6 protein-coding genes are annotated in these 14,143 nt (G+C 67.2%); all 6 read right to left on the bottom strand.

The features are described from left to right. Positions 1 to 18 precede the first annotated feature (18 nt). Entirely contained in the window at positions 19 to 2,133 is a 2,115-nt protein-coding gene (fusA, locus tag RM479_RS23525) for an elongation factor G (RefSeq protein ID WP_311513902.1), read from the bottom strand. Positions 2,134 to 2,176: 43 nt separating this feature from the next. Beyond that, on the bottom strand, positions 2,177 to 2,647 hold the full coding sequence (gene rpsG, locus RM479_RS23520) for a 30S ribosomal protein S7 (RefSeq protein ID WP_274809981.1): 471 nt from the start codon (positions 2,645 to 2,647) through the stop codon (positions 2,177 to 2,179). Positions 2,648 to 2,649: 2 nt separating this feature from the next. After that, positions 2,650 to 3,021 (bottom strand): 30S ribosomal protein S12, encoded by a 372-nt coding sequence (gene rpsL / locus RM479_RS23515; protein WP_017538026.1) that lies wholly within the window; start codon positions 3,019 to 3,021, stop codon positions 2,650 to 2,652. Positions 3,022 to 3,480: 459 nt separating this feature from the next. After that, complete coding sequence (locus RM479_RS23510; protein WP_311513901.1) at positions 3,481 to 6,123, bottom strand: hypothetical protein; 2,643 nt, start codon at positions 6,121 to 6,123, stop codon at positions 3,481 to 3,483. 118 nt (positions 6,124 to 6,241) lie between these two features. Then, on the bottom strand, positions 6,242 to 10,120 hold the full coding sequence (locus RM479_RS23505; RefSeq protein ID WP_311513900.1) for a DNA-directed RNA polymerase subunit beta': 3,879 nt from the start codon (positions 10,118 to 10,120) through the stop codon (positions 6,242 to 6,244). A gap of 34 nt (positions 10,121 to 10,154) precedes the next feature. After that, complete coding sequence (rpoB, locus tag RM479_RS23500) at positions 10,155 to 13,622, bottom strand: DNA-directed RNA polymerase subunit beta (protein ID WP_311513899.1); 3,468 nt, start codon at positions 13,620 to 13,622, stop codon at positions 10,155 to 10,157. Between the last annotated feature and the right edge of the window lie 521 nt (positions 13,623 to 14,143).

Below are 14,143 nucleotides of genomic sequence, written 5' to 3'. Positions count from 1 at the left end.
TTGGTCACGTGTTCGCGATTACTCGCCGCGAACCTTCGCCACAATTTCTTGGGCGACAGCGGACGGAACCTCCGCGTAGGAGTCGAACACCATCGAGTAGTTGGCTCGACCCTGCGTACGGCTGCGCAGGTCACCCACGTAGCCGAACATTTCGGAGAGGGGCACGAGGGCCTTGACGAGACGGACACCGGAACGCTCGTCCATGGACTGGATCTGTCCACGGCGGGAGTTCAGGTCACCGATGACGTCACCCATGTACTCCTCAGGTGTGGTCACCTCGACCGCCATGACCGGCTCCAGGAGAGTCGGCTTGGCCAGCTTGACGGCCTCCTTGAAGGCCATCGAACCGGCGGTCTTGAAGGCCATCTCGGAGGAGTCGACCTCGTGGTACTGACCGTCGGTCAGCGTCACCTTCACGCCGACCAGCGGGTAGTGGGCGAGGACGCCCAGCTCCGCGGCCTCCTGGCAGCCGGAGTCGACCGACGGGATGTACTCCCGCGGGATGCGACCACCGGTGACGGCGTTGACGAACTCGTAGCCGCTGGTGTCGCCGCTCTCGGACTCAAGAGGCTCGACGTTGATCTTGACCTTGGCGAACTGGCCCGATCCACCCGTCTGCTTCTTGTGGGTGTAGACGTGGCCGTCGACCTTCTTGCGAATGGTCTCGCGGTAGGCCACCTGGGGCTTACCGATGTTCGCCTCGACCTTGAACTCGTCGCGCATGCGGTTGACGAGGACCTCAAGGTGCAGCTCGCCCATACCGGAGATGACGGTCTGGCCGGTCTGGTCGTCGGTGGCGACCTGGAAGGAGGGGTCCTCCTCCGCGAGACGCTGGATCGCGATGCCCAGCTTCTCCTGGTCGCTCTTCGTCTTCGGCTCGATGGCCACCTCGATGACCGGGGCCGGGAAGGTCATGGACTCCAGGACGATGCCGTTCTGCGGGTCGCAGAGCGTCTCACCCGTGGTGGTGTCCTTCAGACCCATGACGGCGACGATGTCACCGGCACCGACCTCGGCGATCTCCTCGCGCTTGTTGGAGTGCATCCGGTAGATCTTGCCGATGCGCTCCTTGCGGCCCTTGACGCTGTTGAGCACCTGGGTACCGGTCTGGAGAACGCCGGAGTAGATGCGCACGTAGGTCAGCTTGCCGAGGTGCGGGTCGCTCATGATCTTGAAGACCAGAGCGGACAGCGGCTCGTCGTTGCTGGGCTTGCGGGAGAGCTTGGACTCCTCGGTCTCGTCCTTGGGGTCGTGGCCTTCGATGGCCTCGATGTCCAGGGGCGAGGGGAGGTAGGCCACGACCGCGTCGAGCAGGGGCTGGACGCCCTTGTTCTTGAACGCGGTGCCGCAGACGACCGGGATGGCCGTACCCGCGATGGTGGCGCGACGGATGGCCGGGACCAGCTGCTCCAGGGTGGGCTCCTGCCCCTCCAGGTACAGCTCCATGATCTCGTCGTCGGCCTCGGCCAGCGTCTCCAGGAACTGGTCGCGAGCCTCACGGGCGGCGTCCGCGTGGGTGTCCGGGATGTCGATCGTGTCGTACATCTCGCCCAGGGCGGCCTCGTCGTTCCAGACGTAGGCCTTCATCTTCACGAGGTCGATGACGCCCTTGAAGTCGCTCTCGGCACCGATGGGCAGCTGGATCGGCATCGCGTTGGCACCCAGACGCTCGCGGAACATGTCCACGCAGCGCTGGAACTCGGCACCGATCTTGTCCATCTTGTTGACGAAACAGATGCGCGGCACGCCGTAGCGGTCAGCCTGACGCCAGACCTGCTCCGACTGGGGCTCGACGCCTTCCTTGGCGTCGAAGACCGCGACAGCACCGTCGAGAACACGCAGCGAACGCTCGACCTCGACCGTGAAGTCGACGTGGCCGGGCGTGTCGATGATGTTGATGGTGTGGTCGTCCCAGTGGGTGGTGGTAGCAGCGGAGGTAATGGTGATACCCCGCTCCTGCTCCTCCTTCATCCAGTCCATGGTGGCAGCGCCATCGTGGACCTCGCCCACCTTGTGGGTCACACCGGTGTAGTAGAGGATCCGCTCAGTGGTGGTGGTCTTGCCCGCGTCGATATGGGCCATGATCCCGATGTTGCGGACCTTGGCCAGGTCAAGCGCAGTCTTAACAGCCATGAGGCTCGTCATTCCCTCGGTCTATTGCGATACAACCGCAGGGTTACCAGCGGTAGTGGGCGAAGGCCTTGTTCGACTCGGCCATCTTGTGCGTGTCTTCACGCTTCTTGACGGCCGCGCCGAGACCGTTGCTGGCGTCGACCAGCTCGTTCATCAGACGCTCGGTCATGGTCTTCTCGCGACGCTGACGCGAGAACGAGATGAGCCAACGCAGCGCCAGCGTGGTGGACCGGGAGGCGCGAACCTCGACCGGCACCTGGTAGGTCGCGCCACCGACACGGCGGCTGCGGACCTCCAGCGCGGGCTTGACGTTGTCCAGAGCGCGCTTGAGGACGACCAGCGGGTCCTGGCCCGTCTTCTCGCGAGCACCCTCCAGGGCGTCGTAGACGACGCGCTGGGCGATGGAACGCTTACCGTCGAGCAGCACCTTGTTGATGAGTGCGGTGACGAGCGGCGAACCGTAGACCGGGTCGGTGATGAGCTGGCGCTTCGGCGCCGGGCCCTTGCGCGGCATGCTTACTTCTCCTTCTTGGCGCCGTAACGGCTACGCGCCTGCTTGCGGTTACGGACACCCTGGGTGTCGAGCGAACCGCGGACGATTCGGTAACGGACACCCGGCAGGTCCTTCACACGACCACCGCGCACCAGCACGATGCTGTGCTCCTGGAGGTTGTGACCGATACCGGGGATGTAGGCCGTGACCTCGATGCCGCTGCTCAGCTTGACGCGAGCGACCTTACGCAGAGCGGAGTTCGGCTTCTTCGGCGTGGTGGTGTAGACGCGTGTGCACACACCACGACGCTGCGGACTCCCCTTCAGCGCCGGGGTCTTGTTCTTTGCGACCTTGTCCTGTCGGCCCTTACGGACCAGCTGCTGGATGGTGGGCACCGCGTCTCCGTCTTCCTCGTGACCTACGCCGGTTCTCGTAGCCGTATCGCTATTGACCTGCTGGATTTCCCGAACCTCCCCGACCCACGCTGTCGGGCGTGTCGCGTTCGTTCCGAAGCACGGCGAAACCGAACACAGCCGACAAGGGGCCGATTTTCACGGGAGGGGGTTCACATGCGCCGCGCGCCGCAGGTCTTCAGACTCCGACCGGGGCGCCGCACACACACGTGTGACCCGTCGACTCACGGGCACAATCACACAGGCTACCGTCTACCCTCTAGGCGGTCAAAACGGTGTGCGACATGGCGCGAACCGCGAAACCGGTTCTCGCGTAGCCGTGGGTCACCCTCAGTCTACGCCGTCCCGGCGTTGCTTCGCCCCGGTTTTGCACCGGGACCGGTGAACATAGCACAACGGCCGCTCCCCTCCGACCATTGTCACAGGGAGCGGCCGTGAACGCTACAGGATCACCCAGATGGCGACCGAGATCACCGTGACGAGGATGCCGATCACGGCGAAAACCGTGCCGGTCATGATGAAACCCAGCCCGTCGAGGGTCCCGTTGGAACCGCGGATCGCCCGCTTGGCCTTGGGGCCGGTGACCAACAGGGCGACCAAAGCGGTGACCAGACCGAGACCCGGGATCAGTGAGGCGATGCCCAGCCACAGGGTGACCAACGCCCCCCTTTCGGTGTCGGCGAGGAAGTCGATGCTGTCGTAACCGGGGTACGCGTCCCCGGCCTCGCCGCCCGGCGGCCGGTCCTCGAAGCCGGGGAAGTCCTCGGCGATGGGATCTTTTCTCCGCTTTTTGGCCTTGGGTTCGTCCGACATTCCGTAATCGGCCGGGGTGAACCCGTCGTCGTAATCGGGGTCCTCCGCCCTCGACGCGTCGGGTTCGTCCTCGACGGGGGTGAACATCTGCGTGGCGCCCTCGTCGGCAGGCCCACCGTCCTCGTACCGGGCCCGCGTCTGGAGGTCCGCGATCGCCCCCAGGGGATCGTCGGAGGCCGCCACCGAGGCCGCGGGGTCGCCGGCGTCGAGGGCATCGCGCTCCTCACGCCGCCGCCGCTCGGCCTCGCGCACCACGTCGGGCAACCGGGGATCGTCCCGGTCGAAGGCCCAGGTGTTGCCGGTGGCGCCGGAGGACGCGTCGTTCCAGGCGTCCGGCTCGGGGACGTCGACCCACGAGGCGGGCCGTCGGTCCTCGACCTCCTCACGGGGTCCGCCCAGCGGGTCGTCGCCCCAGGGACGCGCGTCGTCGCGGACGTCGGACATCCGCACGGGGCCGGGGTTCCCACCGGAGTTCTCACTCCAGTCCCAGGAGTCGTTCTCCTCCGCCCGGGGTTCCTCGGTGATCGGCCGCGGACGCCAGGAGTCGCCCAGCGGATCGTCGTCCGCCTCCGGGGACCACGCGCGGTCCTCACGGACGGGACCACCCAACGGATCGTCGTCCACCCCCGAAGACCAACCCCGATCCTCACGGACGGGACCACCCAACGGGTCATCGTCCACCCCCGAAGACCAACCCCGATCCTCACGGACGGGACCACCCAACGGGTCATCGTCCACCCCCGAAGACCAACCCCGATCCTCACGGACGGGACCACCCAACGGGTCATCGTCCGTGTCCCACGCCGCGTCGGAACGCGCAGCCGGGGAAACGTCATCGGAACCCCACCTGGAGGGCCCGCCCAGCGGGTCCTCACCGGAACCCCAACGATCGGCGGACACGTCCGCGACCCCCGCGTCCCCGACAGGAACACCGGGACCGACACCCTCACCGGAACGGAAGGGATCGCCGTACCCACCGGCCACGTCCGCGTCCCACGTGGAGGAGCCGCCCAGCGGGTCCTCGTCGGCGTACCGGCCCCGAGAACCCGCGGCGAACGGACCCGCCTCGGAGGCACCCGTGTCCCACGCCGCGTCGGAACCCGCGACCGGGGAAACGTCATCGGAACCCCACCTGGAGGGCCCGCCCAGCGGGTCCTCACCGGAACCCCAACGATCGGCGGACACGTCCGCGGCCCCCGCGTCCCACACCGGAACACCAGGAGCGTCACCCTCACCCGGCGGATCACCGTACCCACCGGCCACGTCCGCGTCCCGGGCCGGCTCACCGGCGGGACGTGGGTCGACACCGGTGTCCCAGGCCGCGTCAGGGCGCGAGGAGGCGCTCTCGGCACCCCACCCGGGGGTGGGAGCGCCCGGCGCGTCCTCGACGCCCGACCCGCCACGCTCGTCGAGGCGGGCGGACCGTTCCGGCTCCCACGGTGCGTCGCCCACGACGGGGCGCGGCTCGGCGTCGACCTCCCAACCGCCGGCTGCGGGAGCGGTGGTGTCCCAGGCCCGCGCGATACCGGAACCGTCGTGTTCGTCGGCGCGGGCCGGCGGCTCCGAGTTCCACGGAGAGTCGACGGCACCGGGGAAGGCACCGTGGGCATCGCGCTCACCGCTGTACGGCGCCCCACCCGTGTCCCAGGGCTCGGCGGTCACGGCGGCACCGGAGGTGTCGGGGTCGTCGTCCGCCCTCGGGGAGGTCTCATCGGCGCCCCACCCGGAAGCGAGGTCCGACGGGTCCGAGCCCCAGGCCGGATCCGAGCGAGGAGGAGCGTCATCGCCACCGAGACCGGCGCGTTCGCCGGCGGTGGCGGAGAAGGTGTCCGAGGTCCACGGGGAATCGCTGACGGAAGAGGCGGGAACACCGTCACGCGGGTCTTCACGGCCGGCCTCGGAGTGATCCGATCCGGCCCACAGGGGTTCGTCATCCGGGCGCAGGGCCGGGATCTCCCGGGTCCGCGGTTCGTCCCGCTCTCCGGGGATGCGGGTGAGCGGCCGGTATGCCGCGTCGCCGGCACCCGGGTAGGACAGCGGGTTGGGCGGTTCGACGGGAGGCCCGCCCAGGGCCTCCGGGTACGGGTCCACCAGCGCGGGGCGCGACGAACTCAGGCCCGCGTACCCCCCGCTGTCCGGGAAGACCGTCTCCTCTTGCTCCGGACCTTCGAGCGGGTCCTCGTACTCCGACTGCCGCAGGTGGCGGTCCTCACTGGGCCTGAACCACGAAGCGTCACCGCCGGAATCCCGTCCGCCCCCGTTATCAGTCATGCCTCTCCCGCCGGCGCCGTGGCGCCCTCTCCCCGGTCCGCGTACGGACCCCTTACGCCGAACGGCGGCGGCACCACCCCCGCAGGGGAGGCGGACCGCCGCCGTCAGTTCACCTCGGCTACCGGTTGTACGGACCGAAGTCGTACTCCTCCAGCGGCACGGCTTCTCCCGAGCCCTGCCCGAAGGTGTACTCGCTCGGCTCCTCGTAACCGGAGACCGAGTACATCGAGGCCTTGGCCTCCTCGGTCGGCTCGACCCGGATGTTGCGGTACTGCGGAATGCCCGTACCGGCCGGGATGAGCTTACCGATGATGACGTTCTCCTTGAGGCCGAGCAGCGGGTCGCTCTTGCCGTGGATCGCGTTCTCGGTGAGCACCCGGGTGGTCTCCTGGAAGGAGGCCGCCGACAGCCAGGACTCGGTGGCGAGCGAGGCCTTGGTGATACCGAGCAGCACCGGACGACCGGCCGCGGGCTGACCGCCCTCGGACACGACGCGGCGGTTGATCCGCTCGAACTTCGGCCGCTCGACCATCTCACCGGGCAGCAGCTCGGTGTCACCCGACTCCAGGATGTTCACCCGCTTGAGCATCTGGCGGACGATGATCTCGATGTGCTTGTCGTGGATGGACACACCCTGCGACTTGTACACCTCCTGGACCTCGGACACCAGGTGCTGCTGCACCGCGCGCGGACCCTGGATGCGCAGGACCTCGTGCGGGTTGATCGCGCCCTGGATCAGCTGCTCGCCGACCTTGACGTGATCGCCCTCGCTGATGAGGAGCTGGGCGCGCATCGGGACCGGGTAGGCGATCTCGTCCGTGCCGTCGTCGGGGATGACGACGATCTTGCGGCTCTTCTCGGTGTCGTCGATCCGGATCCGACCCTCGACCTCGGAGATCGGGGCCACACCCTTGGGGATGCGGGCCTCGAAGAGCTCCTGGACACGGGGCAGACCGTGGGTGATGTCCTGACCGGCCGAACCACCCATGTGGAAGGTCCGCATGGTCAGCTGGGTACCGGGCTCACCGATGGACTGGGCCGCGATGATACCGATCGCCTCACCGACGTCCACCGGCTTGCCGGTCGCCATGGAGCGGCCGTAGCAGGTGGTGCAGACGCCGATCTTCGCCTCACAGGTCAGCGACGAGCGGATGCGCACCCGGGTGATCCCGGCGGCGATGAGCTTGTCGATGTTCTGCTCGGAGGTGTCGGAGAGCGCTTGGAGCACCGGGTCGCCGTTGGCGTCGGCGACGTCCTCGGCGAGGGTGCGGCCGAAACCGGTGTTCTCGACGTTGTGCTTGCGCACGACGACGCCGGCGGCGTTCTTCTCACCGATCTCGTGCCACAGCGAACGGTCGGTACCGCAGTCGATCTCGCGGACGATGACGTCCTGGGCGACGTCCACCAGACGACGGGTCAGGTAACCCGAGTCGGCGGTCCGCAGCGCGGTGTCGGCCAGACCCTTGCGCTGACCGTGGGTGGAGATGAAGTACTCCAGCACGGACAGGCCCTCACGGTAGGAGGACTTGATCGGACGCGGGATCGTCTCACCCTTGGTGTTGGAGACCAGACCACGGATACCCGCGATCTGACGCACCTGCATCGGGTTGCCTCGGGCGCCGGACTGGACCATCATCCACACCGGGTTGTCGGCGGGGAAGTTGTCCTCCATGTCCCTGGCGACCTCGGCCGTGGCCTGGGTCCACACCTCGGTGAGCTCGTTGCGACGCTCGTCGTCGGTGATCAGACCACGCTCGTACTCGCGCTGGATCTTGTCCGCCTTGCGGTCGTAGCCCGCGAGGATCTCCGCCTTGCGCGGAGGCGCGACGACGTCCTCGATGCCGATGGTCAGGCCGGACCGGGTGGCCCAGCGGTAACCGGCGTCCTTGAGGGCGTCCAGGGTCGTGGCGACCTGCACCTTGGGGTAGTTCTCGGCGAGGTCGTTGACCAGCACCGAGATCTGCTTCTTGCCGACCTGGTAGTTGATGTACGGGTAGTCGACCGGGGTGGTCTCGTTGAAGAGGTACCGACCCAGAGTGGTCTCCAGGGTGTACGCCTCGCCCGGCTTCCAGTCCTCCGGCGGCGTCCAGTCCTTGGGAGCCGGGGCGCCGTCCTCGATGCGCAGGCGGATCTTCGCCTGAAGGTCGAGGTCGCCCAGGTCGTAGGCCATGATCGCCTCGGCCGGACCGCGGAACGCGCGGCCTTCGCCGGCGGCCCCCGCCCGCTCCGTCGTCAGGTAGTACAGGCCGATGATCATGTCCTGGGTGGGCATGGTCACGGGCTTGCCGTCGGACGGCTTGAGGATGTTGTTGGTGGCGAGCATCAGCAGCCGCGCCTCGGCCTGGGCCTCGGCGGACAGCGGCAGGTGCACGGCCATCTGGTCACCGTCGAAGTCCGCGTTGAACGCGGTGCACACGAGCGGGTGGATCTGGATGGCCTTGCCCTCGACGAGCTGCGGCTCGAAGGCCTGGATGCCCAGGCGGTGCAGCGTCGGGGCACGGTTGAGCAGAACCGGGTGCTCGGTGATGACCTCTTCGAGGACGTCCCACACCACGGCGCGGGACCGCTCCACCATGCGCTTGGCGCTCTTGATGTTCTGCGCGTGGTTCAGGTCGACCAGGCGCTTCATCACGAACGGCTTGAACAGCTCCAGGGCCATCTGCTTGGGCAGACCGCACTGGTGCAGCTTCAGCTGCGGGCCGACGACGATGACCGAACGGCCGGAGTAGTCGACTCGCTTACCGAGCAGGTTCTGGCGGAAACGACCCTGCTTGCCCTTGAGCATGTCGGACAGCGACTTCAGCGGGCGGTTGCCGGGCCCGGTGACGGGACGGCCGCGGCGGCCGTTGTCGAACAGCGCGTCGACGGCCTCCTGGAGCATCCGCTTCTCGTTGTTGACGATGATCTCGGGCGCACCGAGGTCGAGCAGCCGCTTGAGGCGGTTGTTCCGGTTGATGACACGGCGGTACAGGTCGTTGAGGTCGGAGGTCGCGAAGCGGCCACCGTCCAGCTGCACCATCGGACGCAGGTCCGGCGGGATGACCGGGATGCAGTCCAGCACCATGCCCATGGGGCTGTTGGTGGTGTTGAGGAACGCCGAGACGACCTTGAGCCGCTTGAGGGCGCGGGCCTTCTTCTGGCCCTTGCCGGTGCGGATGATCTCCCGGAGCCTCTCGGCCTCCACGTCCAGCTCGAAGTTGGCGAGCCGGTCCTGGATGGCCTGGGCGCCCATGCCGCCGCGGAAGTACTTCCCGAAGCGGTCCCGCATCTCGCGGTAGAGCATCTCGTCGCCTTCGAGGTCCTGGACCTTGAGGTTCTTGAACCGGTTCCAGACCTCGTCGAGGCGGTCGATCTCGCGCTGGGCACGGTCGCGCAGCTGGCGCATCTCGCGCTCGGCGCCCTCGCGCACCTTGCGGCGCGCGTCGCCCTTGGCACCCTGCTCCTCAAGCTCGGCCAGGTCGGCTTCGAGCTTGCGGTGCCGCTCCTCGATGGTGGAGTCGCGGCGCTGCTCCATGTGCTGCTTCTCGACCGCGATCCGCGCTTCCAGGGACTGGAGGTCGCGCTCACGGGCCTCGGTGTCCACCCACGTGACCATGTAGGCGGCGAAGTAGATGATCTTTTCGAGATCCTTCGGCGCCAGGTCCAGCAGGTAGCCCAGGCGGGAGGGCACGCCCTTGAAGTACCAGATGTGCGTGACGGGCGCGGCCAGTTCGATGTGGCCCATTCGCTCACGGCGCACCTTGGCGCGGGTCACCTCGACGCCGCAGCGCTCACAGATGATGCCCTTGAAGCGGACGCGCTTGTACTTGCCGCAGTAGCACTCCCAGTCCCGGGTCGGGCCGAAGATCTTCTCGCAGAAGAGGCCGTCCTTCTCGGGCTTGAGGGTGCGGTAGTTGATGGTTTCGGGCTTCTTGACCTCGCCGTGCGACCACTGGCGGATGTCGTCGGCCGTGGCGAGACCGATGCGCAGCTCGTCGAAGAAGTTGACGTCGAGCACTTAATTCGTCCCCTGCTCTCGAAGAATGCGGAAGTTAGACTTCTTCGACACTGCTCGGCTCGCGCCGACCCAGGTCGATTCCCAGTTCTTCCGCCGCGCGGAAGACGTCCTCGTCGCTGTCCCGCATCTCGATGGACATACCGTCACTGGACAGCACCTCCACGTTCAGACAGAGCGACTGCATCTCCTTGATGAGCACCTTGAAGGACTCAGGGATGCCCGGTTCGGGGATGTTCTCGCCCTTGACGATGGCCTCGTAGACCTTGACCCGGCCCACCACGTCGTCGGACTTGATGGTGAGCAGCTCCTGGAGGGCGTAGGCGGCGCCGTAGGCCTCCAGCGCCCAGACCTCCATCTCACCGAAACGCTGACCGCCGAACTGCGCCTTACCGCCCAGCGGCTGCTGGGTGATCATGGAGTACGGGCCGGTGGAACGCGCGTGGATCTTGTCGTCCACGAGGTGGTGGAGCTTCAGGATGTACTTGTAGCCGACGGAGATCGGCTCGGCGAAGGGCTCACCGGTGCGGCCGTCGTACAGGCGGGCCTTACCGTCCTCGTTGATGAGGGGGTTGCCGTCCTTGTTCGGGCGGACCGACTTGATGAGACCGCTGAGCTCGTCACCGTTCAGGCCGTCGAAGACCGGCGTGGCGACCTTGGAGTTGGGCGGCACGTCGGTGGCGCCGATCGCGGCGAGCGCCTGCTGCCACTCCTCCTCGACCCCTTCGACCAGCCAGCCGTTCTTGGCCAGCCAGCCGAGGTGGACCTCCAGGACCTGGCCGACGTTCATACGGCCGGGGACGCCCAGCGGGTTGAGGATGATGTCGACGGGCGTACCGTCCTCCAGGAACGGCATGTCCTCCTGCGGGAGGATCTTGGAGATGACGCCCTTGTTGCCGTGACGGCCGGCGAGCTTGTCGCCGTCGGTGATCTTGCGCTTCTGGGCCACGTAGACGCGGACCATCTCGTTCACGCCGGGGGCGAGCTCGTCGCCCTCCTCACGGCTGAACACCTTGACGCCGATGACCTTGCCGGACTCGCCGTGCGGCACCTTCAGGGAGGTGTCGCGGACCTCGCGGGCCTTCTCACCGAAGATGGCGCGCAGCAGACGCTCCTCCGGGGTCAGCTCGGTCTCGCCCTTGGGCGTGACCTTGCCGACGAGGATGTCGCCGTCGACGACCTCGGCGCCGATGCGGATGATGCCCCGGTCGTCGAGGTCGGCGAGGACCTCTTCGCTGACGTTGGGGATCTCCCGGGTGATCTCCTCCGGGCCCAGCTTGGTGTCACGGGCGTCGACCTCGTGCTCCTCGATGTGGATCGAGGAGAGGACGTCGTCCTGCACCAGACGCTGGGAGAGGATGATGGCGTCCTCGTAGTTGTGACCTTCCCACGACATGTAGGCCACGAGGAGGTTCTTGCCCAGCGACATCTCACCCTGGTCGGTGGACGGGCCGTCGGCCAGGACCTGGCGCGCCTCGACCCGCTGGCCCTCGGCGACGATGGGACGCTGGTTGAAGCAGGTGCCCTGGTTGGAGCGCTGGAACTTGTGCAGACGGTAGGTCTTGCGCGTGCCGTCGTCGGCCATGACGGTGACGTAGTCGGCGGTGATGTCCTCGACGACACCGGCCTTCTCGGCGAGCACGACGTCACCGGCGTCGGTGGCGGCGCGGTACTCCATGCCGGTACCGACGAACGGGGCCTCGGCGCGCAGCAGCGGCACGGCCTGACGCTGCATGTTGGAACCCATGAGCGCGCGGTTGGCGTCGTCGTGCTCCAGGAACGGGATCATGGCGGTGGCGACCGACACCATCTGGCGCGGCGACACGTCCATGTAGTCGACGTCGTCGGTGCCGACCTGCTCGAACTCCCCGCCCTTACGGCGGACCAGCACGCGGTCCTCGGCGAAGGTGCCGTCCGGGTTCATCGGCGTGTTGGCCTGCGCGATGATGTACCGGTCCTCCTCGTCCGCGGTGAGGTAGTCGACCTGGTCGGTGATGCGACCGTCGACGACCTTGCGGTACGGGGTCTCCACGAAGCCGAACGGGTTGACCCGACCGTACGCGGCCAGCGAACCGATGAGACCGATGTTGGGACCCTCGGGGGTCTCGATCGGGCACATGCGGCCGTAGTGGGAGGGGTGCACGTCGCGGACCTCGAAGCCGGCGCGCTCACGGGAGAGACCGCCCGGACCCAGCGCCGAGAGACGGCGCTTGTGGGTCAGACCCGCCAGCGGGTTGGTCTGGTCCATGAACTGGGACAGCTGCGAGGTGCCGAAGAACTCCTTGATGGAGGCGACGACGGGACGGATGTTGATCAGGGTCTGGGGCGTGATCGCCTCGACGTCCTGAGTGGTCATCCGCTCGCGGACGACGCGCTCCATGCGGGCCAGGCCCAGGCGGACCTGGTTCTGGATGAGCTCGCCGACGGTGCGCAGGCGGCGGTTGCCGAAGTGGTCGATGTCGTCGACCTCGATCGGCAGGACACCGAGCGGGGTGTCCCTCTCCTTCTCACCCGCGTGCAGGCGGACGAGGTACTCGATGGTGGCGACGATGTCCTCTTCGGTCAGCGTGCCCTGCGTGTAGTCGGTCTCCAGACCGAGCTTCTTGTTGATCTTGTAGCGGCCGACCTTGGCCAGGTCGTAGCGCTTGGGGTTGAAGTAGAGGTTCTCCAACAGCGCCTGGGCCGACTCCTTCGTGGGCGGCTCTCCCGGACGCAGCTTGCGGTAGATGTCCAGCAGCGCGTCGTCGGTGCCGGCGGTGGGGTCCTTCTCCAGCGTGTTGCGGATGGACTCGTACTGACCGAACCGCTCCAGGATCTGGTCGGTGGTCCAGCCCAGCGCCTTGAGCAGGACGGTGACGCCCTGCTTGCGCTTGCGGTCGATGCGGACGCCGACGAAGTCGCGCTTGTCGACCTCGAACTCCAGCCAGGCGCCGCGGGACGGGATGACCTTGCAGCCGAACAGGTCCTTGTCCGTGGTCTTGTCGACGGACCTGTCGAAGTAGACACCCGGGGAGCGGACCAGCTGGGACACCACGACACGCTCGGTGCCGTTGATGATGAAGGTGCCCTTGTCGGTCATGAGCGGGAAGTCGCCCATGAAGACCGTCTGGCTCTTGATCTCACCCGTGTCGTTGTTGATGAACTCCGCGGTGACGAACATCGGCGCGGAGTAGGTGGCGTCCCGCTCCTTGCATTCGTCGACCGTGTTCTTGGGCGGCTCGAAGCGGTGGTCACGGAACGACAGGGACATCGTGCCCGAGAAGTCCTCGATCGGGCTGATCTCCTCGAAGATCTCTTCGAGACCGGACTGCTCCGTAACGTCCTTGCGGCCAGCGTTCCGGGCCGCGTCGACCCGGGCCTTCCACTTGTCGTTGCCCAGCAGCCAGTCGAACGACTCGGTCTGCAGGGCAAGCAGGTTCGGAACCTCAAGGGGTTCCTGGATACGGGCGAAGGAAACGCGGTGCGGACCAAGGGCGTTAGCGGAGGCGTTGCGCGAGGCTGCCAACAGGGGTCCTTCCGAAGGCTTGTGGCGGTTGAAGCGCGCACGCCAGACGATCCGTCACGAGAAGGACCGCCGCAACGCGGTTGAGACGGTCACATCGAGCGGGAACGGGTGCCTTGTCCAGACGAAACGGGCTGGTCGGCAGCCGGTCACCGGCACAGGGATCACCAAAGGGCAGCGCAAAAGAGCAGTGTAGCCGAACACCACACCGCTGTCCACTCATGGTCCACAGCGCAACTCACGACACCGGCAGGATCACCTGTGGAAGGCGATCCGTCAACCCCTACGCGGGGGCGATCCGTCCGGTGGACTGCGCTCTCGCCCTGGCCCCTGGGGGGTTTGTGAGCCATCGGACATCCGGAAGGATTCCCCCGGGGCGGGCGGGTAAACACTCGCCCCCGAGCCGCTCAAGATTCCCGGCACCGGAGATTACCGTGTTCCGGGGACGATCCGCATCCGCGGCCCCGACCTCCGAACGGTCCGCCCCCGAGCCGGCACAAGCTTCGCACACGTCCCGGCGTGAT

Origin of the sequence: Nocardiopsis lambiniae (assembly GCF_031845465.1) — a bacterium.
GTDB classification, from domain to species: domain Bacteria; phylum Actinomycetota; class Actinomycetes; order Streptosporangiales; family Streptosporangiaceae; genus Nocardiopsis; species Nocardiopsis lambiniae.
This window is presented reverse-complemented; position numbering and strand designations above follow the sequence as displayed.

Excerpts from the sequence above, each read along its gene's own strand:
- RM479_RS23510 (WP_311513901.1), bottom strand. The coding sequence starts at position 6,123 with ATGACTGATAACGGGGGCGGACGGGATTCCGGCGGTGACGCTTCGTGG.
- rpsG (WP_274809981.1), bottom strand. The coding sequence starts at position 2,647 with ATGCCGCGCAAGGGCCCGGCGCCGAAGCGCCAGCTCATCACCGACCCG.
- fusA (WP_311513902.1), bottom strand. The coding sequence starts at position 2,133 with ATGGCTGTTAAGACTGCGCTTGACCTGGCCAAGGTCCGCAACATCGGG.